At 70.9% G+C, this 26,638-nt stretch carries 24 protein-coding genes; 7 read left to right on the forward strand and 17 right to left on the reverse strand.

Translation table 11 applies throughout. From position 1 onward, the window contains the following. Positions 1-14 precede the first annotated feature (14 nt). The 8 genes from purE to P5P86_RS16455 form a co-directional block, all read right to left on the reverse strand. Positions 15-545, reverse strand: a complete 531-nt coding sequence (gene purE / locus P5P86_RS16420) for a 5-(carboxyamino)imidazole ribonucleotide mutase (RefSeq protein WP_280608526.1) — start codon at positions 543-545, stop codon at positions 15-17. A 4-nt stretch (positions 546-549) separates the two neighbouring features. Continuing rightward, positions 550-1,710 carry a 5-(carboxyamino)imidazole ribonucleotide synthase gene (locus P5P86_RS16425; RefSeq protein ID WP_280608527.1) on the reverse strand — a complete coding sequence of 387 codons (1,161 nt, stop codon included), beginning with the start codon at positions 1,708-1,710 and terminating at the stop codon, positions 550-552. 18 nt (positions 1,711-1,728) lie between these two features. Beyond that, the gene (locus P5P86_RS16430) at positions 1,729-3,018 is read right to left on the reverse strand and encodes a fibronectin type III domain-containing protein (RefSeq protein WP_280608528.1); all 1,290 of its coding nucleotides are present in this window, start codon (positions 3,016-3,018) and stop codon (positions 1,729-1,731) included. Positions 3,019-3,038: 20 nt separating this feature from the next. Next, positions 3,039-4,241, reverse strand: a complete 1,203-nt coding sequence (locus P5P86_RS16435) for a fibronectin type III domain-containing protein (protein WP_280608529.1) — start codon at positions 4,239-4,241, stop codon at positions 3,039-3,041. Positions 4,242-4,301: 60 nt separating this feature from the next. Continuing rightward, positions 4,302-4,601 (reverse strand): winged helix-turn-helix domain-containing protein, encoded by a 300-nt coding sequence (locus P5P86_RS16440; protein WP_280608530.1) that lies wholly within the window; start codon positions 4,599-4,601, stop codon positions 4,302-4,304. Between the two features lie 85 nt (positions 4,602-4,686). Continuing rightward, entirely contained in the window at positions 4,687-5,760 is a 1,074-nt protein-coding gene (locus tag P5P86_RS16445) for an adenylate/guanylate cyclase domain-containing protein (RefSeq protein ID WP_280608531.1), read from the reverse strand. A gap of 1 nt (position 5,761) precedes the next feature. Further along, a complete protein-coding gene (locus P5P86_RS16450) occupies positions 5,762-6,265 on the reverse strand; it encodes a PH domain-containing protein (protein ID WP_280608532.1) in 504 nt (167 codons plus the stop codon). Between the two features lie 21 nt (positions 6,266-6,286). Continuing rightward, positions 6,287-7,084 (reverse strand): biotin--[acetyl-CoA-carboxylase] ligase, encoded by a 798-nt coding sequence (locus tag P5P86_RS16455; protein ID WP_280608533.1) that lies wholly within the window; start codon positions 7,082-7,084, stop codon positions 6,287-6,289. Positions 7,085-7,136: 52 nt separating this feature from the next. Between P5P86_RS16455 and P5P86_RS16460 the strand changes: the two genes are divergently transcribed. The 3 genes from P5P86_RS16460 (at position 7,137) to P5P86_RS16470 (ending at position 10,782) form a co-directional block, all read left to right on the forward strand. Continuing rightward, entirely contained in the window at positions 7,137-8,750 is a 1,614-nt protein-coding gene (locus P5P86_RS16460; protein WP_280608534.1) for an acyl-CoA carboxylase subunit beta, read from the forward strand. Next, a complete protein-coding gene (locus P5P86_RS16465) occupies positions 8,747-8,998 on the forward strand; it encodes an acyl-CoA carboxylase subunit epsilon (RefSeq protein ID WP_280608535.1) in 252 nt (83 codons plus the stop codon). Before P5P86_RS16460 ends, P5P86_RS16465 begins: the two co-directional genes overlap by 4 nt. Positions 8,999-9,108: 110 nt before the next feature. Further along, entirely contained in the window at positions 9,109-10,782 is a 1,674-nt protein-coding gene (locus tag P5P86_RS16470; protein WP_280608536.1) for a DUF885 domain-containing protein, read from the forward strand. A 74-nt stretch (positions 10,783-10,856) separates the two neighbouring features. Here the strand turns inward: P5P86_RS16470 and metG are convergent, their stop codons facing one another. From metG to P5P86_RS16490, 4 genes are all read right to left on the reverse strand, one after another. After that, complete coding sequence (gene metG / locus P5P86_RS16475) at positions 10,857-12,665, reverse strand: methionine--tRNA ligase (protein ID WP_280608537.1); 1,809 nt, start codon at positions 12,663-12,665, stop codon at positions 10,857-10,859. Between the two features lie 106 nt (positions 12,666-12,771). After that, complete coding sequence (locus P5P86_RS16480; protein ID WP_280608538.1) at positions 12,772-13,311, reverse strand: maleylpyruvate isomerase family mycothiol-dependent enzyme; 540 nt, start codon at positions 13,309-13,311, stop codon at positions 12,772-12,774. Between the two features lie 89 nt (positions 13,312-13,400). After that, complete coding sequence (locus P5P86_RS16485; protein ID WP_280608539.1) at positions 13,401-14,006, reverse strand: mycothiol-dependent nitroreductase Rv2466c family protein; 606 nt, start codon at positions 14,004-14,006, stop codon at positions 13,401-13,403. A gap of 57 nt (positions 14,007-14,063) precedes the next feature. Beyond that, positions 14,064-15,764, reverse strand: coding sequence for a CHAP domain-containing protein (locus P5P86_RS16490; protein ID WP_280608540.1), 1,701 nt, complete (start codon positions 15,762-15,764; stop codon positions 14,064-14,066). 146 nt (positions 15,765-15,910) lie between these two features. On the opposite strand from P5P86_RS16490, the gene pepN reads away from it, so the two are divergent. Next, positions 15,911-18,472 (forward strand): aminopeptidase N, encoded by a 2,562-nt coding sequence (pepN, locus tag P5P86_RS16495; RefSeq protein ID WP_280608541.1) that lies wholly within the window; start codon positions 15,911-15,913, stop codon positions 18,470-18,472. Positions 18,473-18,739: 267 nt separating this feature from the next. Here pepN and P5P86_RS16500 read toward each other — a convergent pair whose 3' ends face one another. Next, on the reverse strand, positions 18,740-19,033 hold the full coding sequence (locus P5P86_RS16500) for a hypothetical protein (protein ID WP_280608542.1): 294 nt from the start codon (positions 19,031-19,033) through the stop codon (positions 18,740-18,742). 44 nt (positions 19,034-19,077) lie between these two features. On the opposite strand from P5P86_RS16500, the gene P5P86_RS16505 reads away from it, so the two are divergent. Then, positions 19,078-20,031, forward strand: a complete 954-nt coding sequence (locus tag P5P86_RS16505) for a mechanosensitive ion channel family protein (RefSeq protein WP_280608543.1) — start codon at positions 19,078-19,080, stop codon at positions 20,029-20,031. 95 nt (positions 20,032-20,126) lie between these two features. On the opposite strand, the gene P5P86_RS16510 is transcribed toward P5P86_RS16505, so the two are convergent. Next, positions 20,127-20,552, reverse strand: a complete 426-nt coding sequence (locus P5P86_RS16510; RefSeq protein ID WP_280608544.1) for an OsmC family protein — start codon at positions 20,550-20,552, stop codon at positions 20,127-20,129. 85 nt (positions 20,553-20,637) lie between these two features. On the opposite strand from P5P86_RS16510, the gene P5P86_RS16515 reads away from it, so the two are divergent. Then, positions 20,638-21,003, forward strand: a complete 366-nt coding sequence (locus tag P5P86_RS16515) for a globin (RefSeq protein WP_280608545.1) — start codon at positions 20,638-20,640, stop codon at positions 21,001-21,003. A 28-nt stretch (positions 21,004-21,031) separates the two neighbouring features. On the opposite strand, the gene P5P86_RS16520 is transcribed toward P5P86_RS16515, so the two are convergent. Next, positions 21,032-22,924, reverse strand: coding sequence for an APC family permease (locus P5P86_RS16520; RefSeq protein WP_280608546.1), 1,893 nt, complete (start codon positions 22,922-22,924; stop codon positions 21,032-21,034). A gap of 145 nt (positions 22,925-23,069) precedes the next feature. Here P5P86_RS16520 and P5P86_RS16525 point away from each other — a divergent pair, with 145 nt between their 5' ends. After that, positions 23,070-23,441, forward strand: coding sequence for a hypothetical protein (locus tag P5P86_RS16525; protein WP_280608547.1), 372 nt, complete (start codon positions 23,070-23,072; stop codon positions 23,439-23,441). Here the strand turns inward: P5P86_RS16525 and P5P86_RS16530 are convergent. Continuing rightward, positions 23,423-24,103, reverse strand: coding sequence for a response regulator (locus tag P5P86_RS16530; RefSeq protein WP_280608548.1), 681 nt, complete (start codon positions 24,101-24,103; stop codon positions 23,423-23,425). The two genes, P5P86_RS16525 and P5P86_RS16530, sit on opposite strands and share 19 nt — an antisense overlap. 8 nt (positions 24,104-24,111) lie before the next feature. After that, complete coding sequence (locus P5P86_RS16535) at positions 24,112-26,637, reverse strand: ATP-binding protein (protein ID WP_348537906.1); 2,526 nt, start codon at positions 26,635-26,637, stop codon at positions 24,112-24,114. Position 26,638 lies beyond the last annotated feature (1 nt).

Below are 26,638 nucleotides of genomic sequence, written 5' to 3' on the forward strand. Positions count from 1 at the left end.
CCCACCTCACGCCGTCACGCCTCGCCGCGGACGACCCTGCCCTTCTGCTGCGCTGACCTCTTCAGGTCGGCCTGGAAGGCGAGCATCCGCTGCTGGAGGTCCGGATCCGCCGCCGCCAGGATCCGTACGGCGAGCAGGCCGGCGTTGCGTGCGTTCCCGACCGCCACGGTGGCGACCGGAACGCCGGCCGGCATCTGCACGATCGAGAGCAGCGAGTCCAGCCCGTCGAGGTACTTCAGCGCCACCGGCACCCCGATCACCGGCAGCGGGGTCACCGCGGCGAGCATGCCGGGCAGGTGGGCCGCTCCCCCGGCGCCGGCCACGATCACCGACAGCCCGCGCTCGTGGGCCCGCTTGCCGTAGTCGATCATCTCCTCCGGCATCCGGTGGGCGGAGACGACATCGGCCTCGTAGGCGATGCCGAACTCCTCGAGCGCCTCGGCGGCGGCCCGCATCGTCGGCCAGTCGGAGTCCGAGCCCATCACGATCCCGACGCGTGCGCCGCTCGCCGGGCTCTGGGGGGTGGAGTCGGTGGATGCGCTCATCGGGTCACTCACTCTCGTTGCCCAGGTCGCCACGGAACCACGCGGCGGCGTGCCGCGCGCGCTCGAGGCAGTCGTCGAGGTCCTCGCCGTACGTGTTGACGTGGCCGACCTTGCGGCCGGGCCGCAGCTCCTTGCCGTAGAGGTGCACGCGCAGGTGCGGGTCGCGGGCGAGGGCGTGCGGGAAGCCGTCGTAGAGCCGGCCGACGTCCTTCTCGGGGCCGCCGAGGATGTTGACCATCACCGACCAGCGGGAGCGTGGCGCCGGCGAGCCCAGCGGCAGGTCCATCACGGCCCGCAGGTGGTTCTCGAACTGGCTCGTGACGGCGCCGTCCTGGGTCCAGTGACCGGTGTTGTGCGGCCGCATCGCCAGCTCGTTGACCAGGATCCGGCCGTCGGCGGTCTCGAACAGCTCGACGGCGAGGATGCCCGTCACCCCGAGCTCGCCGGCGACCTGGAGGGCGAGCTGCTGCGCCTGCCCGGCGAGCTGCTCGGAGAGGTCCGGCGCCGGGGCGATCACCTCGTGGCAGATGCCGTCGAGCTGGGTGGTCTGCACCACCGGGTACGCCGCGGCCTGGCCGCTGGGCGAGCGCGCCACGATCGCCGACAGCTCGCGGCGGAAGTCGACGAGCTCCTCGGCGAGGATCCGCACGCCGCTGGCCGCCGCCACCTCGAACGGCTCGGCCGCGTCCTGCGCGGAGCGGACCACCCAGACGCCCTTGCCGTCGTACCCGCCGCGGGTGGTCTTCAGGACGCAGGGGAAGCCGAACTCCTCCACCTCGGCGACCGACCCGACGATGGCGTTGCGCGGGCAGGGGATGCCGAGCGCGCCGAGCCGCTCGCGCATCAGGCCCTTGTCCTGGGCGTAGACCAGCGCCGCGGGCCCCGGGCGGACGGCGAGCCCCTCGGCCTCCAGCGTGCGCAGGTGCTCGGTCGGCACGTGCTCGTGGTCGAAGGTGACAGCGGCGCAGCCAGCGGTGACCTGGCGCAGGGTGTCGAGGTCGCGGTAGTCGCCGACCTGCTGGTCGGGGATGACCTGCGCGGCCGAGACGCCCTCGGCCTCGGCGAGCAGGCGCAGCGGCAGGCCGAGCGCGATCGCCGGCTGGGCCATCATCCGCGCGAGCTGTCCGCCACCGATGACGGCAAGGGTGGGAGCGAGTTCCGGCACGGCGGTGAGCCTATCGGCTCACCGGACCGTCACGGACTTCGATGTCCTGCTGTAGGACCCGAGCCCCACGGCGTTGATGGCGCGCACCTTGACGCTCACGTGACGCCCGCGTGGCAGGTGCTTGAGGACGACCTTGTGGAGCGCGCCCGAGACCTGCTTCTTCTTCCCGGTGCTGGTCTTGACGATGTACGCCGAGATCGGACTGCCGTGCGTGCTCGGGCGCTTCCACTTCACCAGCACCTTGCCGTGCCCCTTCGGCCTCGCCTTCGGCCGGTGGACCGTGCCGGGCTTCGCGCCCGGCACCGCGACGGTGCTGCAGCCGAGCGGCTGCGTGGTGGCACCCGGCGCGGTGCCCAGGACCGTGCCGCACAGCTCGTAGGTCCCGGCGGCGAGCGGGAGGTCGGCCGCGAAGCCGTGGTTGCCTGCGGTGGTGGCCGGGACGTAGGTCGTGGGCTGACCGGCCGCGACCACGAAGGTGGAGGTGCCGGCGCTCAGCCGCACGCTGACCGGTGCCGCCGAGGGGTAGTCCTCGGCCCAGCCGTCGACGTGCAGCACGCCGTAGCCACCGCCGTACGCGTTGACGATGTTGCCGTTCGGGTCGCAGGTCATCCGCTCACATGCCTCGATGCTGGTCTGGTCGACCACCGGCTCTCCCGAGCTGGCCGAGCGCTGCGGGACGGGGTGGATGACCGAGTCGACCCGATAGAAGCTCGTCGCGGTCTTGCTCGCGGTGTTGAACCCCGCGAAGGCGGTGCCCGCCGCGACCCGGGCGTGCAGGTAGCCGTGCAGCTTGGTGGTGCCCGACCTGGTCACGTCGGTCGTGGCGGTGGCCGCGGGAAGCACGTCGTGGTCGACCGGGATCACCTTGCCGGAGCCGGAAGCGAGCACGTGCGACCAACCGTGCACGGTGATGGGTGCTCCGCCGACGATCTCGTACGTCGACCCCTTCGCGGCGTGAGCGTCGTAGCCACGGACGAAGACGCCGTTCCTGGGCACCTTCGGCGTCGGGAACAGCGTGGCGCAATCGGAGTGGTAGGTGACGTCGTCGGCCGCCGTCGGGGTGCCCGAGGTGCTGCCGGGCTTCGGCATGTCGTCGAGCGTCATCAGCAGGGGCGCGCCGCCGACCATCACGTAGTAGGGGGCGGTCGGGGCTACGGTCGTGCCGCTGCAGCTGATGTAGGTGCCGTCGGCGGGCACCGCCGCGCTCGCCGGGCCCGCGCCGATGCTGAACGCGCCCGCGATCAGGGCGAGCGTCACCGCCAGGACGCTCAGGCGAGCCGATCGACGAGGTCCCCCCAGGTGCTTCATGGAGGTGGTCCTACCCACGCTCAGCGGATCCGAACCGCCCTCGAGGCCTTGCTGTACTTCCCCAGGCCGACGCCGTTGATGGCCCGCACCTTGACGGTGACCGAACGGCCCACCGGCAGGTGCTTGAGCACGACCCGGTGCGCCGTACCGGAGACCTGCTTCTGGCGGTGGCCGACCTTGACGACGTACTCGGTGATCGGGCTGCCGTGAGTGATCGGCACCTTCCACCTCACCAGCGCGCGACCGTGGCCCGTCGCCTTCAGCTTGGGCCGGTGCACCTTGCCGGGCTTGGCACCCGGTACGACGATGGCCTGGCAGCCGGCCTGCTCGGTCGTCCCACCCGGTGCGTAGCCGACGAAGGTGGTGCACAGGTCGTAGTGACCGGCCGGCACCGAGACCACCCGGTCGAAGCCGTAGTTGCCGGCGATGCCGTAGCCGGCGTTGATCGCGGCGTTGGGCTGGTTGGCGACCAGGTCGACCGCCTGCCCGGCGGCGTCCAGGTGCACGGTGAGAGGTCGGGTCGCGAACCCGTCGAGCGCGTAGCCGCTGACGTGGATCCTGCCCTCGCCCGCGACCTCGACCGAGATGTCGCCCCAGGGGTCGCAGTTCATCCGCTGGCAAGCGTTGATGGCGCCCTGGTCGACGACCGGCGAGGTGTGGTTGGCCGGCGCCTTCGGCAGGATGATGGGGTGTCCGGCGTAGTCGGTGTGGTAGTAGGTGCCGCCGCTGCCGCGGAAATAGCCGTTGCGCACGACGGAGGAGAACATGCCGTAGACCGGCGTGCCCCCGACGGTGGTCTGGTCAGTGGTCCCCGGGAGCGATGCGTTGTCGAAGGGCTCGACGGTGTGACCGGCCGACGCACCGGCAGCAGCCGGTAGCGGTGCACCGCCGACGACGGCGTAGACAGGACCGACGGCCGCGCCACCGGACCAGCCCTGGGCGTAGACGCCCTCGGCGGTCGGGTGCCACGGGTTGACGCCGGGGCCCTCGCCCGCCGTCGAACACTCGATCGCGGTGGCTGCGCCCGGATTGGCCGGCATGTTGGCATAGGACCACACGTAGATCGGCGCGCCGGCGACCATGATGTAGTTCAGCGAGGACCCGTTGCAGACGACGTACGTCCCGTCCGGAGCGCTACCCCGGGCGGCCTGCGCCCCCGGAGCGAGGACGAGCGTGCCGAGGGCCGCGAGCGCGACCGCCAGCCCGAACCGACGCTTGATCAAACCATTCACCCCAACCGTTGTCGTGACGACTCACGACTTACCCGGCTGCGGCGGGTTCAATCACCTGGTCTCGAAACGCAGCCCCTTGCCGCGGATGGTGGAGATGAGGTGGGGGCGTCGGCTGTCGTCCCCCAGCTTGCGACGCACCCAGCCGAGGTGGACGTCGATGGTCTTCGACGAGGTCCAGAAGCTGGCATGCCACACGTCCCGCATGAGCTCCTCGCGGGTGACGATGTCGCCGGCCCGTGCGATCAGAGCGTGCACGAGGTCGAACTCCTTGCGGGAGAAGGTGATCTCCTCCTCGCCCCGCCAGGCGCGGCGGCCGTCGGGATCTAGACGAACGTCCTGAACTTCGATCACAGGGAGACCATAGGAAACGTAAAGCCCTTAACCAAGCGATTGACCGGTCACGGCCACTGGCACCTTCCTGCCAACGCTCGCGCGGTCAGTTGCGCCGTACGGCCACTGGCTCCACGATCCCGAAACCGCGCACCGGTCGCGCCGGCAGACGGCGGGTCTCGAACTGGTCGACGGGGAGCAGCGCCGCGGTCGTCTCGTCGATGATGATCCGGTTCTTGCGGGCCACGGCGGTCAGCCGGGCGGCCATGTTCACCGGCGGCCCGTAGACGTCGCCGAGCCGGGTGACCACCGAGCCGGTGGCCAGGCCGACGCGCACGTCCGGCATCCGGGGGTCGCGGCCGATGACGTTGATGATCCCTTCGGCGGTGTCGTAGGCCCGGATCGGATCGTCGTTGACGAAGAGCACGGAGTCGCCCAGGGACTTGATCACCCGGCCGTGCTGGACCGCCACGACGTCGGCACAGCGCGACTCGAACAGCTCGACCAGGTCGCCGATCTTCTGCTCGGTCAGGGTGTTGGACAGCGCGGTGAACTGCACGATGTCGGCGAAGCCGACCGAGAGCTGGGTGGTGCCGAGCTCGCCCGAGGTGGCGGCCTCGAGCCGGGCGACGGCGGCGCCGAGGTGACGTCGCCAGACGTAGAGCATCAGCTGCTCGAACGCGTCGTTGAAGCCGACCATCACCTCGGTGGCGGCCGCCAGCGCCGCGGCGCCACCGCCAGCACCGTCCGCGCCGCCGGCAGCACCGTCCGCACCGGTCGAGCCGGCCGCGCCGGTCGACGAGGGATTAGCAGGCTCGGCAGCATCGGCAGCGTCGGCACCGCCGGGATCGGCGCCGCCGTCGGTGTCACCGCGGGTGCGCCGCGCCTCGGCCTGGTGCACCAGGGCGGCGATCTCCCAGTCCGAGAGTCGCGCCATCGTCTGGCCCAGCCCTCGGGTCAGGTTGACGGCGAGATCGAAGTCGACCAGTCCCCCGGCGGCGACGTCCTCGGTGAGCATCCGCAGCGCTGCGACGTCCCGGTCGCCGAAGACCGCCTCGTCGCCCACCTCGGGGAAGCCGAGCGCGCGCCACAGCCGCTTGGCCTGGTCGAGGGACACTCCGGCACGCTCGGCGACCTCCTCGGAGGTGTAGGCGCCCGCCTGCGGATCGAACAGCGACACGTCAGTCGACGCTCCCGCCGGCGGTGGCGGCGTCGGGGCGATGCAGCAGGTCGTTGAGCCGGCGCTGGACGGTCTCGACGTGCGGGATGTCGGAGAGCGTCACCTCGCCGTCGGTGCTGGCGTCGCTGATCATCAACGTGCCGCAGCCGAGCATCCGGTCGATCAGATCCATCTCGTACTCGACGTCGCTGATCCGGCTCAGCGGGATGTCGTGGCCGCGGCGGGTGAGCACGCCGCGGCGGGTGATCAGGCGCCTGTTGGTGATCGTGTACGTCGTCGCCAGCCACTGGAGCAGCGGCCGGACGCAGAACCAGACGATGCCGAGCAGCACCAGCACCCACACCACGAGCTGCAGCGGGTGCGCCTCGGTGAACACCTGGTCGACGACACCGATCGCCAGCAGCACGACCAGCGCGAGCACCGGTCCGATGAGCGCCTTGGGATGCGTGCGCGTGCTGATGACGACGTGCTCACCGTCGTTCAGCAGCTTGGAGGAGATGGCCACGGGGCGATCATCCCATCCGGGTCACCGCTCCGGGCGGAGGTGGACGATGTCGCCCGCGCCCACGGCCGTGGGCTGACCGCCCCGGTCCCCGTCCACATCGAGCAGGAGGCGGCCGAACTCGTCGATCCCCGTCGCCGTCCCGGTCAGCTCGCGGTCGCCGGGCAGCTCGGCGCGGACCCGCTGGCCGAGGGTGGCACTACGCGCGACGTACTCGGCGGCGAGCCGCTGCGGATCCTCCACCAGCAGCGCGTACGCCGCCGACAGCTCGCCGAGCAGCCGTGTCAGCACCTCGGTCCGGTCCACCGGCGCCCCGCCACGCTCGATGCTCAGCGACGTGGCTGTCGGCACGGGCAGCTCGTCGACTGTCAGCGAGGTGTTGAGCCCGATCCCGACGATCGCGGCGGGCCCCTTCTCGGTGTCGATCCGCTCGACGAGGATCCCGCACACCTTCTTGTGCTGTGGCCCCATCAGCAGGTCGTTGGGCCACTTCACCCGGCCCTCGACGACACGCGCGACGGCGACACCCGTCATCAGCGGCAGCCACGGCCAGCGAGCGGCCGGCAGCTCGGGGCGGAGCAGCACCGACACCGCCAGCGCGGAGCGCGGCGGCATCTCCCAGACCCGGTCGAGGCGACCGCGCCCGGCGTACTGGTGCTCGGTGGTGACCACGAGTCCCTCGGCCTCGCCGGTGCGTGCTCGATCCGCACAGACGGCGTTCGTCGAGGGGGTCTCGGGAAGGACCTCGATCCGCCAGGTGGGCGCCAGGGTCGCCAGACGCGCCTGGTCGAGTGAGGCTCGTCTCATTCCATCCGTGGTCATGGGCACTAGATTGGCGCACGCACTTGTCCTCTACACACGCAGGGAGCAGCACGTGAGCGCGCAGCCCGCCGACGCCAACCCGGTCGAGCCGGACCTCCACACCACCGCCGGGAAGCTCGCCGACCTCGAGCACCGTCTCGACGAGGCCGTGCACGCCGGTTCGGCCAAGGCTGTGGAGAAGCAGCACGCCCGCGGCCGCAAGACAGCACGCGAGCGCATCGAGCTGCTCTTCGACGAGGGCTCCTTCGTCGAGATCGACGAGCTGGCGCGCCACCGCTCCACCGCCTTCGGCCTGGAGAAGAACCGCCCCTACGGCGACGGCGTGGTGACCGGCTACGGCACCGTCAACGGCCGTCAGGTCTGCGTCTTCTCCCAGGACTTCACCGTCTTCGGCGGCGCGCTGGGCGAGGTGTACGGCGAGAAGATCTGCAAGGTGATGGACCTCGCCATCAAGACCGGATCCCCGATCGTCGGCATCAACGAGGGCGCCGGCGCCCGCATCCAGGAGGGCGTGGTCTCCCTCGGGCTCTACGGCGAGATCTTCAAGCGCAACGTGCATGCCTCGGGCGTGATCCCGCAGATCAGCCTCATCATGGGCAACTGCGCCGGCGGCCACGTCTACTCCCCGGCGGTGACCGACTTCACCGTGATGGTCGACCAGACCTCGGCGATGTTCATCACCGGCCCCGACGTGATCAAGACCGTCACCGGCGAGTCCATCTCGATGGAGGACCTCGGCGGCGCCCGCGCGCACAACACCCGGTCCGGCGCCGCGCACTACATGGCCTCCGACGAGGAGGACGCGATCGAGTACGTCAAGGCGCTGCTCGACCACCTCCCGCAGAACAACCTCGACGAGCTCCCGGTCTACGACACCGTCGCCGACCTCGAGCCCTCCGAGGAGGACCTGGCGCTCGACACGTTCATCCCGGACAGCCCGAACCAGCCCTACGACATCCACACCGTGATCGAGACGGTGCTCGACGACGGCGAGTTCGTCGAGGTGCACCCCCTGTTCGCCCCCAACATCGTGGTCGGCTTCGGCCGGGTGGAGGGCTCGCCCGTCGGCGTGGTGGCCAACCAGCCGATGCAGTTCGCCGGCTGCCTGGACATCGACGCCTCGGAGAAGGCCGCTCGCTTCGTGCGCACCTGCGACGCCTTCAACATCCCGGTGCTGACGTTCGTCGACACTCCCGGCTTCCTGCCCGGGTCGGACCAGGAGCACGCCGGCATCATCCGCCGTGGCGCCAAGCTGATCTTCGCCTACGCCGAGGCCACCGTCCCGCTCGTCACGGTGATCACCCGCAAGGCCTTCGGCGGCGCCTACGACGTGATGGGCTCCAAGCACCTCGGCGCGGACATCAACCTGTCCTGGCCCACCGGCCAGATCGCGGTGATGGGGTCGCAGGGCGCGGCCAACATCATCCACCGCCGCGAGCTCAAGGCGGTCGAGGAGGCGGGCGGCGACGTGGAGGCGCGCCGTGCCGAGCTGATCGACGAGTACGAGACCGAGCTCTCCAACCCCTACATCGCCGCCGAACGCGGGTACGTCGACGGCGTGATCGCGCCGCACGAGACCCGCGCCGAGGTGGTCAAGGCGCTGCGGCTGCTCAAGACCAAGCGCGCCAGCCTGCCGGCCAAGAAGCACGGGAACATCCCGCTGTGACGGCGCCCCAGGACTCCGCGGTGTCCGAGTCGGTCGCAGCGACGCCGGCCCTCCGGGTGATCGACGCCCACGCCACCCCCGAGGAGATCGCGGCGATCGTCACCGTGCTCTCCTCGCTCGGTGGCGGCGTGGAGCCGGCACGCAGGCCTCAGCGCTCGCAGTGGGCCCACCCGGGTCGGCAGATGCAGCCCGCCCCCGCGGTGGCCCCTGGCCGCGGTGGCTGGCGGGCGAGCGCACTGCCCCGCTGACCCGGGCCTCCGTCCCGGTCGAGTCGGGCCTCCGTCCCGGTCGAGTCGGGCCTCCGTCCGGGTCGAGTCGGGCCTCCGTCCGGGTGGAGCGGTGCCCTAACCTCGACGGCATGACCCGCAGCGTCGACGCCCGCACGGACCAGTACGTCGAGGACTACGCCCGGCTCGACCCGCTCACCGCGACCTTCGCCGGCATCGCCGGGCACGATGGCCGGCTGCCCGACCTGACCCCCGACGGCTTCGCCGCCCGCGAGGAGCTCGACCGGCGCGCCCTGGCCGAGGTCGCCGCGCTGAGCGCCGCCGACGAGCGTGAGCAGATCGCGCAGGATGCGTTCTGCGAGCGGATCGGTCTCAGCGTCGCGCGAGCCGAGGCCGGCCTGGAGCGCAGCGAGCTTTCCGTCATCAGCAGCGCCGCCCACGCGATCCGTGAGGTCTTCGACGTGATGGCCACCGAGTCGGCCGAGGACTGGGAGGCGATCGGCGAGCGACTCGCCGCGGTGCCCGAGACGCTGGCCGGCTACCGGCTCACCCTGGCCGAGGAGGCGGCCGCGGGACGGGTGGCGGCGAAGCGGCAGTACGCCGAGGTCGCGGCGCAGATCCGCGGCTGGACCGGCCAGGAGGGAAGGTCGGGTGACTACTTCGCGAACACCGTCGCAGCCGCCCCCGACCACCTGCGCGATCCCCTGGCGCGAGCCGCCACGGGCGCCTCTGCGGCGTACGCGGAGTTCGGGAGATTCGTCGAGACCGAGTTGGGACCGCTCGGCCGGGACCGCGACGGCGTGGGCCGCGAGCACTACGAACTCGCGTCGCGTTCCTTCCTGGGCGCGGCCGTCGACCTCGAGGAGACCTATGCCTGGGGGTGGGAGGAGCTGGCGCGGATCGAGTCCGACATGGCCGCCACGGCGCGACGGATCGTGCCCGGCGGGTCGGTCGAGGAAGCGGTGGCTGCCCTGGACGCCGATGCCACCCGTGACCTGGGCAGTCGGGACGCCTTCCAGCATTGGATGCAGGATCGCGCCGACGAGATCATCGCGAGCTTCGACGGGGTGCACTTCGACATCGCCGAGCCGATCAAGCGCATCGCGTGCAAGGTGGCGCCGATCAACGACGGCGGCGCCTGGTACACCCCACCCACCGACGACTTCGCCCGGCCCGGCACGATGTGGTTCTCCTTCACCGACGACCACCGCCTGTACTCCACCTGGCGCGAGACGACGACCGTCTTCCACGAGGGCGTCCCCGGTCACCACCTGCAGTGCGCCCAGGCCGTCCACCGGGCCGACCTGCTCAACCGGTGGCAACGGCTGCTGTGCTGGGTCAGCGGACACGGCGAGGGCTGGGCCCTGTACGCCGAGCGGCTGATGGACGAGCTCGGCTACTTCGCCGACCCCGGCGACCGCCTCGGGTTCCTCGACATGCAGGGCTTCCGTGCCGCCCGGGTCATCGTCGACATCGGCATCCACCTCGGCCTGCGGATCCCGTCGGCGAACCCGTTCGGCTGGCGCGGTGGCGAGGCGTGGGACGCCGAGAAGGTCTACGAGTTCATGCGGGCTCACTCGCGGATGGACGACGGCTCGCTGCGCTACGAGGTGAACCGCTACCTGGGCTGGCCCGGGCAGGCGCCGTCGTACAAGGTCGGGGAGAAGATCTGGCTCGAGGCGCGCGAGGACGCACGTGCGCGGGCCGGGAGCTCGTTCGACCTCAAGGCCTTCCACACCGCCGCGCTGGATCTCGGGTCGCTCGGCCTGGACCCGCTGAAGGCCGCGCTCGCCCGGCTCGGTTGATCCGCCGCCGGACGCAGGCCCGACTCGACCCGGACGCAGGCCCGACTCGACCCGGACGCAGGCCCGACTCGACCTCAGCCGAGCCGGCCCAGCTCCTCCTCGATCACGGCCGGGTCCAGCTTGGTGAAGATCGGGGTCGGCTTGCCGATCGCCGTACCGACGTCGATCGGGTGCCGCTCCCAGCTCGGGACGCCGGTGTAGTCGCCGGTGATGATCGGGTAGCCCGCGCCCCCGTCGAGATCGTCCACCTCCTCGATGCGCGGCAGCGGCGCGATCTCGCCCTTGCCGCCGAGGATCCGGTCGACCGCGTTCGCCGAGAATGGCAGGAACGGCGCCAGGATCAGGTTGAGGTCGGCCACGCACTGGGCCGCGACGTGCAGCACGGTCGCCGCACGGTCCCGGCTCTCCTCGACCTTGACCAGCTTCCACGGCTCGTGGTCGGCCAGATACTTGTTGACCTCGCCGACCGTCCGCATCGCCTCGCTGATGGCGGCCTTCTGCCGGTGCGTGCCGATCAGCGCGCCGACCGCGTCGAAGGCCGCCTCGACGGTGTCGAGCACTGCGAGGTCCGCGGCGGTCAGCTCGCCGGCGGCCGGGATCTCGCCGAAGTTGACGGCGATGAGGTTGGCGGTGCGGTTCACCAGGTTGCCCCAGCCCGCTACCAGCTCGTCGTTCGTACGCCGGACGAACTCCGCCCAGGTGAAGTCCGCGTCGTTGGTCTCGGGGCCGGCGACAGCGACGTAGTAGCGGAAGGCGTCTGCCTGGTAGCGCTCGAGCAGGTCGCGCACGTAGATCACGATCTTGCGCGAGGAGGAGAACTTGCGGCCCTCCATGGTGAGGTATTCGGAGGACACGACCTCCGTCGGCAGGTTCAGCTCGCCCAGCTCGCGCGCCTCCCCGCCACGCGAGCCCTTGCCGTTGTAGGCGAGCAGCTCGGCCGGCCAGATCTGGCTGTGGAAGGTGATGTTGTCCTTGCCCATGAAGTAGTAGCTGAGGGCCTCGGGGTCGTTCCACCAGCGTCGCCAGGCGTCGTTGTCCCCGGAGCGGCGGGCCCACTCGATCGAGGCGGACAGGTAGCCGACCACGGCGTCGAACCAGACGTAGAGCTTCTTGGTCGGGTTCTCCCGCCAGCCGTCCAGCGGCACCGCGATGCCCCAGTCGATGTCGCGCGTCATGGCGCGCGGACGGATCTCCTTGAGGATGTTCTGGGAGAACCGGATGACGTTGGGCCGCCACAGCCCGGTCGCCTCGCGCTCGTCGAGCCACTCCCCCAGCGCATCGGCCAGAGCCGGCAGGTCGAGGAAGAAGTGGGTGGTCTCCACGAACTCCGGCGTCTCGCCGTTGATCTTCGACCGCGGGTTGATCAGCTGGTCGGGATCGAGCTGGTTGCCGCAGTTGTCGCACTGGTCGCCTCGGGCGCCGTCGTACCCGCAGATCGGGCAGGTGCCCTCGATGTACCGGTCCGGCAGGGTCCGGCCGGTCGAGGGCGAGATCGCGCCGTACGACGTCTGCTCGACGAAGTAGCCGTTCCCGTAGACCCCGAGGAACAGCTCCTGGACGACCGCGTGGTGGTTGCGCGTCGTCGTCCGGGTGTAGAGGTCGTAGGAGAGACCCAGCGAGACCAGGTCCTCGGCGATCAGCCGGTGGTTCTGGTCCACCAGCTCCTGCGCGCTCAGGCCGGCCTCGTCGGCCGCGATCAGGATCGGCGTCCCGTGCTCGTCGGAACCCGAGACCATGAGCACCTGGTGGCCGGCCATCCGCATGTAGCGCGAGAAGACGTCGGACGGTACGCCGAAGCCGGCGACGTGCCCGATGTGACGCGGACCGTTGGCGTAGGGCCAGGCGACGGCGCTCAGCACATTCTTCGGGGCGACCTTGCTCATGGAAGTGAATCCTAGTGAGCCGCCGCCCAGCTCCTCGATTCGCGTCACGACGGACAGCGCGCGGCCGAGCCGAGCGCCTGCCGCGGTGCCTGCGGACCGGGCGCGATCAGACGACCCGTCCGGCGTAGGCGGCGAGGTGGGTGTAGGCGTCCGACCCGGCCGGGGCGGAGCGGGCATCCGCCCAGGCCCTGCCCTTGCGGACCGGCCCCAGGACGCGGTCCATCGTGACCAGTGCGCGCTGCGCGACGGACTGGTCGAGATCGTCGGTGGTGATGCCCAGGGACGTCGCGAGGTCCCAGGTGTGGGTGGCGATCTCAGCGGCCTGCCAATCGGGGTCCGCCATCGTCTCCTCGCCGGCGGCGGCCACCTCGCGCCACAGGTTGATCAGGGTGTTGCCCCGGGTGCGCAGCTCGTCGCCGAGGTCGGCGGTGTAGTCCTCCCGGCCGTTCCAGCCCGGCGGCGCGCCCTGCAGCATCGTCACGAAGATCCGGGGTGCGGCGATGAGGTGGTTGGCCAGCCGGCGCACGTCCCACTCCGTGCAGGGCGTCGGCTTGTCCAGGTCGGCGCCCCCGATCCCGTCGAGCAGGCCGGCAGCCTGGGTCAGCGCTCGCTGGAGCGCCAGGATGCCGACCTGGTCGACGGCCATCAGAGGCTCCGACCGACGAGGGCGACGACGACGCGGCCGGGTGCGTGCAGGGGCGACCTGGAGGGGGTGCTCATCATCGGTCGGGGCCTCTAGCTGAAGTCCAGCTCGTGCGTCCGCGCGCGCTTCAGCTCGTAGACGTAGGGGTAGGCCGTGACGAGCTGGAAGCCGTCCCAGAGCTTGCCGGCCTCCTCACCCTTCGGCGCCTTGGCGATCACCGGGCCGAAGAAGGCCGAGCCGTTCATCGCGATCGTCGGCGTGCCGACCTCGTTGCCGACCTGGTCCATCCCGAGGTGGTGGGAGGCCTTGATCGCCTCGTCGTAGGAGGAGTCGTCCATGGCGTCGGCGAGCTCCACCGGCAGCCCGACCGAGGCGAGCGCGTCCTCGATCACCTCACGGGTGAAGTCCTTCTTCTCGACGTGACGACGGGTGCCGAGCGCGGTGTAGATCTCGGCCAGCTTCTCCTGACCGAACTGCTCGTTGACAGCCATCGCGACCCGCACCGGACCCCAGGCCGTCTTCAGCATCTCGCGGTAGTCGTCCGGGATGTCCTTGTCCTGGTTGAGATAGGCCAGGCTCATGATCCGCCAGGTCACCTTCACGTCCCGGACCTTCTCGACCTCCAGGATCCAGCGCGAGGTGATCCACGCGAACGGGCACAACGGGTCGAACCAGAACTCTGCCTCAGTGGTCGTCATGTTCGCAGTCAACCAGCACGGCCCGACAGTTATGCCCACGGCCGGTGCCGGGGCCGGTCAGCGGCCGATCCGCAGACTCTCCGTGGTCGAGGCGGCGGCGTAGCTCTGGGTGCCGGCGTACTCGATCCTCAGCGTCCGGCGACCCGACGGGAGATCGCGCAGGTGCAACACGAGCCGCTTGCCCTTGACCTTGACGGTGACCCGGTGCTTGCCCACCCGCGCGGTCACCTCACCGCCCCTGACCAGGGTGCCCAGCGACTTCACCTTGAGCACGACCGTGGCGGCACGGCGACCCGCGGCGGCGTGCACCTTCAGCCTGACCGGCATCGTGATCGGCTGCGCGACCGGGTAGTCGGTGGACCGCGGGTAGTAGCCGGTCGCGTTCAGTCCGACGCGGACGGCGAGGTGGTGGGTCACGTCCAGCGCTGTCGGCGTGTACGTCGCGGCGGCGGCCCCGGCGATCGGGACCCCGTCCCGCAGCCAGACGTAGGTCGTCTGCGCCGGCGCGGGCTCGGTGCCGCCCGGGTTTGCCCTGAGCACGCCGCCGACGTGGGGGTCACCGCTCACCCCACCCGAGCTGGTCACCCGCAGCGCGGGCGCCTGGACCGGGTCGGTGGCGGCGCTGCTCACGACGAGGTCCTTGAAGGCCGTCCGGCTGCCGTGCACCTGGACGGTGAGTCGCCGGGCGACCTGCGCGGCGCCCAGGGTCAGCGTCCAGCCGGTCGCGCCCGCGATCGGCTGTCCGTCGGCGTACCACTGCACCGAGCTGGTGGTCAGTGCGTTGGTCGTCTTGGGCGGCACAGCGGTCACCGTCGCCGAGATCCGCGGCGTCCCGGTGATCTCCGGCGGCACCGTCACGCCGATGGTGCCGGCGATCACCGCGGCCGTCGTCGCCGACGTCGCGGCGGCCGATCCCGCCTTGCCGGTCGCCGTCACCCGTACGGCGATCGTCTGGCCCAGCTTGCTCTTGCCGATGTCGATCGTGCTGGCGGTCTCGCCGCTCAGCGCCACGCCGTTCGCGTACCACTGGTAGGCGTAGGTCAGGCCACTCTGCGACCACGTGCCCGGTGTGGCGGCGAGGGTCTGCCCGACGGCGACGGTGCCGCTGATCGTCGGTCGGACCGTGTTGACGGGGGCAGGGGTCGGCGTCGGGGTCGGCGTCGGGGTCGGGGTCGGGGTCGGCGTACTGGTGCCGGAGTCGCGCAGGTGGATGAAGCCGCTGGGCCAGTTCGCGGCCGTGGTGATCCGGCGCCAGTCGAAGTTGCCCGACCAGTTCGACTCCGAGACGACGATGTCCGTGGCGGAGTACACCTTCTCCACGATGGCCACGTGACCGCCCGAGCCGGCGCCGGGGACGTTGGCGTTCCACCACGCCACCGAGCCGACGGTGGGCACCTTGTTGGTGAGCGAGCCGAACGATCCGCCCCAGTAGCTCGCGTTGCCCTGTCCCGCCTTGAGCTGCGCGGGTCGGGTCGAGGACATGCCGGCCTGGATCATCCGGAAGGCGACGTAGTTCGTGCAGTTCTGGCCGGCATACATCCCCCAGAACATCGTGTCCCACACGGCGTGATAGCCCCGAGCGCTCATCCCGGCATCGGTGCATGGACCGAAGCCGGTGCACAGCACGCCGACCGTGGCCGCCGTGGCGGGGACGCTGGTGGTGGGCACGAGGGTCGCGGCGAAGGCAGCGGAGGCCAACCCGGACGCGATCGCGACGCGCGCCAGGGGTCGGCGTGACTGCTGTGACTGGTGAGGCACGTGAGCACTCTAGAGATAAAAATGTCAACGCGACACGCCGGATAGCTAACTACATTCGTGTAATTCTTTTCCGTCAGGCGGGCCCTCTGCGGGCAGAGCCCTGTCCCTCGTCGGCAATCTCACAGAGTGGATGAGAGGATCGCCGCATGCCAGGAACCAACCTCACTCGGGACGAGGCGCGCACCCGCGCCGGACTCCTCGACGTCACGTCGTACGACATCGAGCTGGACCTCACCACCGGCGATCAGGCCTTCGGCTCGACGACGACGATCACCTTCACCAGCCGCGAGCCGGGAGCGGAGACCTTCGCCGACCTGGTCGGCGCGACCGTGCACGAGATCACCCTCAACGGGACCCCACTCGACCCCGCCGCGGCGTACGTCGACAACCGCATCGCCCTGACCGGGCTGGCGGCGCAGAACGTGCTCGTGGTGAAGGCGGACTGCCCCTACTCGCACACCGGCGAGGGACTGCACCGCTTCGTCGACCCGGTCGACGACCGCGTCTACACCTACACCCAGTTCGAGGTACCGGACGCGCGACGGGTCTTCACCACCTTCGAGCAGCCCGACCTCAAGTCGACCTTCACCTTCCACGTCACCGCCCCCGCCGGCTGGAAGGTCGTGTCGAACAGCCCCTCGCCCGAGCCCACCGAGCGCAGCGGCGGCAGGGCGCGCTGGGACTTCGCGCCGACCAAGCGGATGTCGACGTACATCACCGCCCTCGTCGCCGGCGAGTACCACGAGGTCCAGGACGTCTACGAGGGCAAGTACGGCACCATCCCGCTCGGCCACTACTGCCGTCAGTCGCTGGTCCCCTACCTCGACCGCGAGAGCATCGTGGAGACGACCAGGGCCGGCTTCGCGTTCTTCGAGGAGAAGTTCGACTACCCCTACCCGTTCGGCAAGTACGACCAGCTCTACGTGCCGGAGTACAACATGGGCGCGATGGAGAACGCCGGCTGCGTGACGCTGCGCGACGAGTACCTGCCGCGCTCGCGCCAGCCGCGGTCGTTCTACGAGTTCCGCACCTCGGTGATCCTGCACGAGATGGCGCACATGTGGTTCGGCGACCTGGTCACGATGAAGTGGTGGGACGACCTCTGGCTCAACGAGTCGTTCGCCGAGTGGGCCTGTTACTGGGCCGAGGCCGAGGTCACCGAGTTCACCGACGCCTGGACCGGTTTCGCCAACGCGCGCAAGATCACCGGGTACACCCAGGACCAGCTCCCCACCACGCACCCGATCGCCGCTGACAACCACGACCTGCAGGCGGTCGAGGTCAACTTCGACATGATCACCTACGCCAAGGGCGCCTCGGTGCTCAAGCAGCTGGTGGCCTGGGTCGGTCTCGAGCCGTTCCTGGAGGGCCTGCGGGCGTACTTCAAGGAGTTCGAGTACGGGAACCCCGAGTTCAAGGATCTGCTCGCCGCGCTGGAGAAGTCCTCGGGCCGTGAGCTCCAGGGGTGGGCGCAGGAGTGGCTGCAGACCGCCGGGGTCAACACCCTCACGCCGGAGTTCACCCTCGACGAGGACGGCAACTACGCCTCACTGGCGGTCCGCCAGACCGCGAACGCGGACTGGCCGACGCTGCGCCGGCACCGGCTGGGCATCGGCTTCTACACCGCCACCACCGCGTCTGAGTCCGGGGAGAGGACGCTGACCCGCACCGACTACCTCGAGGTCGACATCGAGGGCGAGCTGACCCAGATCGCCGATGCGGTGGGCAAGCAGCAGCCCGACCTGCTGCTGCTCAACGACCAGGACCTGGCCTACGCCAAGATCCGCCTCGACGAGCGGTCGCTGGCAACCGCCCTCTCGTCCCTGTCGCAGATCGACGACTCGCTCCCCCGGGCCCTGGTGTGGAGCGCGGCCTGGGACATGACGCGCGACGCGGAGATGTCGATCAGCGACTACGTCGAGCTCGTCCTGGCCAACATCGGGCAGGAGACCGATGCCTGGGGCGTGACCCGGATCCCGGCCAACGCCGCGCTCGCCGTCGCGACCTACTCGGCCCCGGCCAAGCGCGCCGCCCTCGCAGCCCGGTGGGAGCAGGGTCTGCGCGACCTGCTCGCCCAGGCCGCTCCGGGCAGTGACCACCAGCTCACCTTCGTCCGCTCCCTGGCGGCCGCCGCGCACACCGACGCCGCGATCGCCGACCTCAAGGGGCTGCTGGACGGCTCGCTGTCCTACGAGGGCCTCGAGATCGACCAGGACCTGCGCTGGTCGCTGATCTCCGGGCTGGCCCGCGCCGGTGCCCTCGGTGAGGCCGAGATCGCCGCTGAGCTCGAACGCGACAACACCATCTCGGGTCAGGAGAAGGCCGCAGCCGCCCGCGCCTCGCGCCCCGACCCCGAGGCGAAGGCGGCGGCGTGGGAGGCCGCTGCGGTCAGCACGAGCACCCCGAACGAGACCTCCCGCGAGATCACGCTGGCGTTCAACCAGCCGCGGCAGGACGAGGTCCTGGCGCCGTACATCGACCGCTACTTCGAGGCCGCCGACGGCCTGTGGGAGCACCTCGGCACGCACAAGGCCTCGGTCGCCCTCTCCGGGCTCTTCCCCCGGTACGCCGCCTCGCCGGCGCTCTTGGAGAAGGCCGACGCCTGGCTGGCGAGCTCCACGGCCGAGCCGGCCGCGAAGCGCTACGTCCGCGAAGGCCGCGACGCCGCGGCGCGGGCCCTGGCCGCACAGGCCAAGGACGCCGAGTAGCAGCTGGACCGACACGCTCGCCGGTTGACGAGGCGCGGCACCCCGGCCGGGGTGCCGCGCCTCGCTCCGTTGCGGACGGCCCGTGGACGAGGGCGACCCACGTGCGGTGGCGCTACTTGCGCGGCGTTTGCCGCTGTTCTGCGGTGTTGCGGCACCGCGGAACGTGACCGGACACCGCGTTACAGCCTCGCCCGTCGGCGCCGAGCGCAGCTCACCCGGACATGCGAAAGGCCCCCGGATCGCCGATCCGGGGGCCTTCGCGTTGCGTCAGGGGTGGGTGTGGCCGGCGCGCTCGACCGGCGACTCGCTGCTCGGCTTGTGCGCCTTGGGCAGCAGTCCCTCGCCGCGCAGGACGCCCGGGAGCAGCACCAGGAACGAGATGACCAGGGCCGCAGCGACCGGGATGAACACGATCAGCGTGATGAAGTGGAGCGGATTCACGTGGGACGGGTTGCTCCAGCCGGTCGGAACGTCGGCGGCGGCAGGGCCGGCGACAGCCGCGGTGACAGCGGCGACGGCGGCACCGAGGGTCAGGGCGCGGCGGGCGAAGGAGTTGGTCACGAGATCAGCGTACCGGTTGATCGAGGCTGTTAAGAATGGGCCCCATGTTCGTCCAGATCCTGCTCCGGCCCGCCGCCATCGACTGGCGCCACAACGCAGACGTGCTGATCGGCAAACCGGTCGCCATCGTCGCGCTGGTCCTGCTGGCGATGGTGATCCGCTGGGTCCTCGGCAAGCTGGTCGACAGGCTGGTGCGCCACGCCGAGGACGGCGTCCTCCCCGATCGCTTCACCACCGCTCACAGCACCCGCCGGGTGCAGCGCGCGAAGACGATGGGCGACCTGCTCAAGAGCATCATCGGCGGCCTGCTGGTCGCCATCTTCGGCACGATGATCCTCAGCGAGCTCGGGCTGAACATCGCCCCGATCATCGCCAGCGCCGGCATCGTCGGCATCGCACTGGGCTTCGGCGCCCAGTCCCTGGTCAAGGACTTCCTGTCGGGCATCTTCATGATCTTCGAGGATCAGTACGGCGTGGGCGACGTGGTCGACGTCGGCGTCGCGTCCGGCACCATCGAGGCGGTCTCGCTGAGGGTCACCCGCCTGCGTGACCAGAGCGGGACGGTCTGGTACGTGCCCAACGGGGAGATCCTGCGGGTCGGCAACATGAGCCAGAACTGGGCACGGGCGGTCGTCGACGTCAGCATCGGGTACGGCGAGGACCTCGCCCGGGTGCAGCGGGTCCTGAAGTCGGTAGCGCACGACATCTGGGAGGACGACGACTACCGCGACATCGTCATCGAGGAGCCCGAGGTCACCGGCGTGGAGCAGATGACACCGGACGCGATCACCGTCCGGGTGCTGATCAAGACCGCGCCGATGCAGCAGTGGGCGGTCGCCCGGGAGCTGCGCCAGCGGATCAAGGCCCGCTTCGACCACGAGGGCATCGCGATGCCGTTCACCCAGAAGGTCCTCTTCCCGGCCCCGCCGTACGCCGGCGCCACTCCCCCGACGACCGATCCCGCCGCGCACGACTCGGCCAAGGCCGCCAACGAGTAGACGTCCCCGCGCGCGGACCCCGGGCTGACCCCGGCCGGACGTCGGCCGGGCGTCGGCCGGGCTCGTCGAGATGCTTCGACAGGCCCGGCCGGCGATCAGGAGAGGGCGGCGTCGAGCGTGATCGTGGTGCCGGCCAGCGCCTGGCTGACCGGGCAGCCGGCCTTCGCCTCCTGGGCGAGCTCGACGAACTTCTCCTCGTCGATGCCCGGCACGACACCGCGCACGGTGAGCGTGATGCCGGTGATGCCGGTGCCCGGCGTGAGCTCGACCTCGGCCGAGGTGGTCAGGGTGGTGGCAGGCGTCCCGTTCTTGGCGAGGCCGTTGGAGAAGGCCATCGAGAAGCAGGAGGAGTGCGCGGCAGCGATGAGCTCCTCGGGGCTGGTCTTGCCGTTGGCGGCCTCGGCGCGCGAGGGCCACGACACGTCGTACGTGCCGATCCCGGAGGAGTCCAGGGTGACCTTGCCGGCACCCTCGAACAGGGTGCCCTCCCAGACGGTTGTTGCGGTGCGAGTAGTAGGCATGGGCCCATCCTGGCGGGTCGGCGACGACGGCTCAATGCGCGGGCTCGATGCGCGCGGCTCGATGCCCACCGCGCACAATGGGGGCGTGACGTTCTACGACGAGATCGGCGGCGCCGAGACGATCCGCACGATCGTGGCCACCTTCTACGCCGGCGTCGCCCAGGACGAGCTGCTCCGGCCGATGTACCCCGAGGAGGACCTCGGGCCGGCGGAGGAGCGGTTCTTCGGGTTCCTGTGCCAGTACTGGGGCGGCCCCACCACCTATTCCGAGCAGCGGGGGCACCCGCGCCTGCGGATGCGGCACGCACCCTTCGCCGTGACCCACGAGGCCAAGGAGCACTGGCTCACCCACTTCCGCGAGGGCCTGGACGCGGCGAAGCTGACGCCGGAGCAGGACGCCGAGTTCTGGGCGTACGTCGTGCGCGCGGCCGACTTCATGGTCAACGCCTGATCCGTCGCGGCCTCCCGCGCCGCAACGCTCAGCCGACGTGCACGTGCGGACGCCGTGACCGGTCCGGCTCGGCCCGTCGCAGCACCTCGCGGGTGGTCGGTGCGACCTCCCCGATGCCGAGGAAGAGGAAGCGCAGCAGGTTGATCACCGGGCCACCCTCGGTCCACTCGAAGTAGATGTGCGGCGTGACGCCTGTGACGTCGCGGATGTGCATCAGCAGCGCCGCCAGCGCATTGGGCACCGTGGCGGACTCCATCCGCAGCACCCGTCGGTGCCCGTGGACCACGACGCCGTGCACCGAGAGCCGGCCCTCGAAGTCGGAGGGATCGGTGAGGGTGACCTCGATGAAGACGATGTCGCCCTCGTCGGTCAGGTCGTGGTCGGCGACGACCTGGCGCGTCTTGTCGTCGTACTCCTGCGCATCGAGAGCACCGGGCTCGTTGGCGACCAGCCGGATCCGGCGGCGTGCGCAGTCACGGAGGAACCGGTCTGCGGTGGCGTCCAGCTCGATCGAGGTGGTGCGCAGCTCGAAGGACCTGCCGATCCGGGAGAGCAGCGAGACCACCACGATCGCCAGGATGAAGCAGCCGCCGATCTTGAGGCCGTCGGGGCGCTCGACGCAGTTGACGATCGTGGTGTAGCAGAAGATCAGCGCGATCACCGCGAAGGCGACGGTGCGCTTGCGCTGCCCGGCCTTGCGGGCGGCCAGCGTCACCGCGACAGCGCCCGAGCTCATCAGCACCAGCACGCCTGTCGCGTAGGCGCCGCCCTGGGCATCCACGCTGGCGTCGAAGATCCAGGTGATCAGGAAGGCGACCCCCATGACGACCACGACCAGCGGCCGGGTCGCCCCGGCCCACTGGGGCGACATGCCGTAGCGGGGCAGGTAGCGCGGGATCAGGTTCAGCAGGCCGGCCATCGCCGAGGCACCGGCGAACCACAGGATCGTGATCGTGGAGATGTCGTAGATCGATCCGAAGCCGCTGCCGAGGTATTCGTGCGCGAGGTAGGCGAGTGCACGGCCGTTGGCCGCACCGCCCGCCTTGAACGCGTCCTGCGGGATCAACAGGGTGCAGACCCACGAGCTGAGGATCAGGAACGTGCTCATGATGATCGCAGCCGACGCCAGCAGCTTGCGGGTCTCCCGGACCAGCCCCAGCGGCCGGGCCGGGGTGTCGGTGGGGTCGCCCTGGATCTGCGGCATCACCGCCACCCCGGTCTCGAAGCCCGACATGCCCAGCGCGAGCTTGGGGAAGGCGAGCAGCGAGACGCCGACGATCGCCAGCGCACTGCCGTGCTCCTGGGTCAGCCCGGTGCGCCAGTGGCTGAAGACCGACGGCGCCTTGAACACCTCGGCCACGCCCACCAGCACGACGACAGCGTTGAGCGCGAGGTAGAGGCAGACCAGGACCACGGCGATCCCGATCGCCTCCTTGAAACCCCTGAAGAAGACGGCACCGAGCGCGAGCAGGAAGACGAAGGTGATCAGCATCGGGTGATCCCCGATGCTGCTGGGCACGTGGGGGTTCTCCCGAAGATGCGCAGCGCCGTCGGCCGCCGAGAGCGTCATGGTGATGACGAAGTCGGTGCACGCGAAGCCGAGCAGGACCAGGACGAAGAGCTTGCCCTTCCAGAACCCGAGCAGCCGCTCGAGCATCGCGATCGAGCCCTGGCCGTGCGGCGACTCCAGCGCGACCCGGCGGTAGACCGGTAGCGCGCCGCCGAGGGTGAGGATGACCAGGCCGATCGTCGCCAGGGGCGAGACCAGGCCGGCGGCGAGTGCGGCGATGCCGGGTGCGTAACCGAGGCTGGAGAAGTAGTCCACGCCGGTCAGGCACATCACCCGGTACCACTTCTGGCGCGGCTCGGGCTGCTCGGGCGCCGGGGAGCCGGTCGGCGCTTTCAGGGTCGCTGATGACACGGGACAAGCCTGACGCGGGCCGTTCCAGCAGTCCTCATCCGTGACCCGCCTGACGGCGTCAAGATTCCGTAAATGTTGGCCGGTACGGCGTCAAGAACGCATCGGAGCCGGCGCCGCGAGGCCCCATCGGCCCTTGACTGGAGGCATGGAGTCACGCCTCACCGACGTCGCCGCCGTCCGCGCAGGATGGGGATTCGCGCTCCTGTTCGGCCTTGCCGCGCTCCTGGCCCACACTCACGCCGACCTCGCCGCGGGGCTGTTCGGCTTCCTGGGCGCGTGTGCCCTCGCGGCCCTCACCGTGCCCTTCGGGTACGCGGTGCTCCTCGGCCTCTCGGGCTGGGGCTTCCTGACCGGGTTCGTCGTCAACAGCGGCGGACAGCTGAGCTTCGCCGGCTCCGACCTGGGGCACCTCGCCCTGCTGGTCGCGCTGTCGGCGGCCGTGGCCGTGCTGCGCCCGCGGGGGGCGGCGCATACCCGGGCGGCTCGCCAGCGCCGACCTCACGGCTCCAGGGTGTAGCCCAACCCGCTGCTGGTCACCAGGTAGCGCGGGTGCGCCGGGTCGTCCTCCAGCTTGCGGCGCAGCTGGGCGGCGTAGACGCGCAGGTAGTGCGTCTCCTTGGCGTAGACCGGCCCCCACACCTCCTTGAGGATCTGCTCGCGCGAGACCAGCCGGCCCACGTTGCGCGCCAGCAGCTCCAGGAAGGCCCACTCGGTGGGCGTCAGCCGGATGTCCTCGCCGTGCTTGGCGACGCGCTTGCGGGCGAAGTCGATCTCCAGGTCGCCGATGCTGAGGGTGGCGGCCTGCGCGGGAGTGGCCTCCTGGCCTCGCCGTACGGCGGCGCGCAGCCGCGCCATCAGCTCGTCCATGGCGAACGGCTTGGTGACGTAGTCGTCGGCACCCAGGTCGAGCGCCTCGACCTTGTCGTCGCCGTGCTGACGCGCGCTGAGCACCACCACCGGCACCGACGTCCAGCCGCGCAGGCCGGCCAGCACCTCGGTGCCGTCGAGATCGGGCAGGCCGAGGTCGAGCAGCACCACGTCGGGGTGGAAGCCGGCAGCCGCCGTCAGGCCGGAGCGACCGTCGTGGGCGACCTCGACCTCCCAACCGGCGGCGCGCAGGTTCACCGCGAGCGCGCGGGCGAGGGCCGGCTCGTCATCGATCACCAGGACCTTGCTCATCGCTCGGTTCATCGCTCGCCCTCCCGCTCCGCCGGGACCGCACTCGCCCGCGGCACCGCCACCACCATCGTCAGGCCACCGCCGGGGGTGTCCTCGGCGGACAGTCTGCCGCCGATCGCCTCCGCGAGACCGCGCGCCACCGCCAAGCCGAGGCCCAGACCGCCCGGCGAGCTGTCGTCCAGCCGCTGGAACGGCTCGAACATCCGCTCACGCTGGTCCTCGGGCACCCCCGGTCCGCGGTCCACCACCAGGATCTCGACCTCCTCGCGGCGTACGTTCGCCAGCACCCGCACCGGCGCGACCCCGGCGGAGGCGCGCACCGCGTTGGACACCAGGTTGGCCACCACCCGCTCGAGCAGACCGGGATCGGTGCGGACCAGCGGCACGTCCTCGGCCACGTCGTTGCTGGCCTCCTCGGCGGAGAAGCCGGCCAGGGCCAGCGGCACGCACTCCTCCAGGCTGACCGGTCGCAACACGGGGTGGACCAGGCCGGCCTGGACACGGGAGAGGTCGAGGAGGTTGTCGATCAGGTGCTCCAGCTGCTCGGCCGAGGTGGCGGCGGAGGTGGCGAGCACCTCGCGGTCGGCATCGTCGAGCACGCCGTTGCGCAGCCCGTCGACAGCGGTGCGCACCGTGGCCAGCGGCGTACGCAGGTCGTGGGAGACCGCTCGCAGCAGCGCCGTCGAGGTGGCCTCGGCCCGCTCCAGCGCCACCGTGCGATCGGCATGCTCCCGCAGCCGCCGGTACTCCAGGACCAGCGAGGTCTGCACCGCAAACGCCTCGAGCACCCGCTGGTCGGCGGCTCGCAGCGGGTCGCCGATCAGCACCATCACGTGGTCGTCGTCGACCGCCACCCGGCTGTCGCCCTGATCGGGGGTGTCGGCGAACCCGATCCCGGCCCCCGCCTGCCGCTCCCACCCCGAAGCAGTACGCCGCAACAGCACCACCGAGCGCTGTCCGAACGTCTCGCGGACCCGCTCCACGATGGCGTCGGCGGTGTCCTGCCCGGTGAGCACCGAGCGGGAGAGGGCACCGAGCGTGGCCGCCTCCGCGCGCGCCCGCAGTGCCTCCTCGGTCCGCCGCGACGCACCGTCGACGACGGTGGCCACGGCCACCGCCACGAGCACGAAGACGACCAGGGCGAGCAGGTTGCGCGGCTCGGCGATCGTCAGCCGGCGCACCGGCGGGGTGAACCACCAGTTGAGGTTGACGAAGCCGAACATCGCCGCCACCACCGCCGGCCACCTGCCTCCCACCAGCGCCACCAGCACCGTCGTCGCCAGGAGCAGGAGGCTGGCCAGCGGCAGCTGATCGGTCGCACCGGCGGTCTGGGCGGTGTGGTTGAGCCACCACGCCAGCAGCAGCGGCACCGCGAGCGCCATCACCCAGCCCAGCGCCTGACGGCGCGGGCTCAGCGGTGACATCGAGATCCGTCGCCGCACGGTCCGCGGGATCTGCTCGTGGGTGACCAGGTGGACGTCGATCGAGCCGGCTGCGGCGGCGATCCGGTCGCCGGTGGTGCCGGCCAGCAGCCGGCGGATCCGGCCGTGCCGCGAGACCCCGACCACGATCATGGTGGCGTTGCTGCCGACCGCGAAGTCGACGATGGCCTCGGCGGCATCCTCCCCCACCACCGAGTGGAAGGTGCCGTCGAGCGAGCGGGTCAGCTCCTGCAGCCGGCTGAGCCCGGCCGCCTCCGGCGCCTGCAGGCCGTCGGCCGTCAGCACGTGCACGGCCAGCAGCTCCGAACCGGCCGCGCGCTGGGCCAGCCGGGCTCCGCGGCGCAGCAGCGTCTCGCTCTCCGGCCCGCCCGTCACGGCGACCACGATCCGCTCCTTGGTCGGCCACGGACTGCGGATGCCCTGCTCACGCCGGTAGTCGCCCAGCGCGTCGTCGACCCGATCGGCCAGCCAGAGCAGCGCGAGCTCGCGCAGAGCGGTCAGGTTGCCGACCCGGAAGAACGACGTCAACGAGGCGTCGATCTTCTCCGGACGGTAGATGTTGCCGTGCGCCATCCGCCGGCGCAGCGCGTCGGGCGCCATGTCGACCAGGTTGATCTGGTCGGCGGTGCGGACCACCTCGTCGGGCACCGTCTCGCGCTGCCGGACGCCGGTGATCCGCTCGACCTCGTCGTTGAGCGACTCCAGGTGCTGGATGTTGACGGTGGTGATCACGTCGATGCCGGCAGCGCGCAGCTCCTCGATGTCCTGGGCGCGCTTGGCGTGCCGGCTGCCCGGGACGTTGGTGTGGGCGAGCTCGTCGACGCAGACCACCTGCGGCCGGCGCTCGAGCACGGCGTCGAGGTCGAGCTCGGTGAAGGTGCTCCCGCGATAGCTGATCCGCCGGCGCTGCAGCACCTCCAGGCCCTCGAGCTGGCTCTGCGTCGTGGGCCGGTCGTGGGTCTCGACGTACCCGACCACGACGTCGGTGCCGCGGCTGCATCGGCGGTGGGCCTCGCCGAGCATCGCGAAGGTCTTGCCGACGCCGGGGGCGGCGCCGAGGTAGACGGTCAGCCGCCCCCGTTTAGCCTCCATG

It is taken from the genome of Nocardioides sp. BP30 (assembly GCF_029873215.1).
GTDB lineage: Bacteria > Actinomycetota > Actinomycetes > Propionibacteriales > Nocardioidaceae > Nocardioides.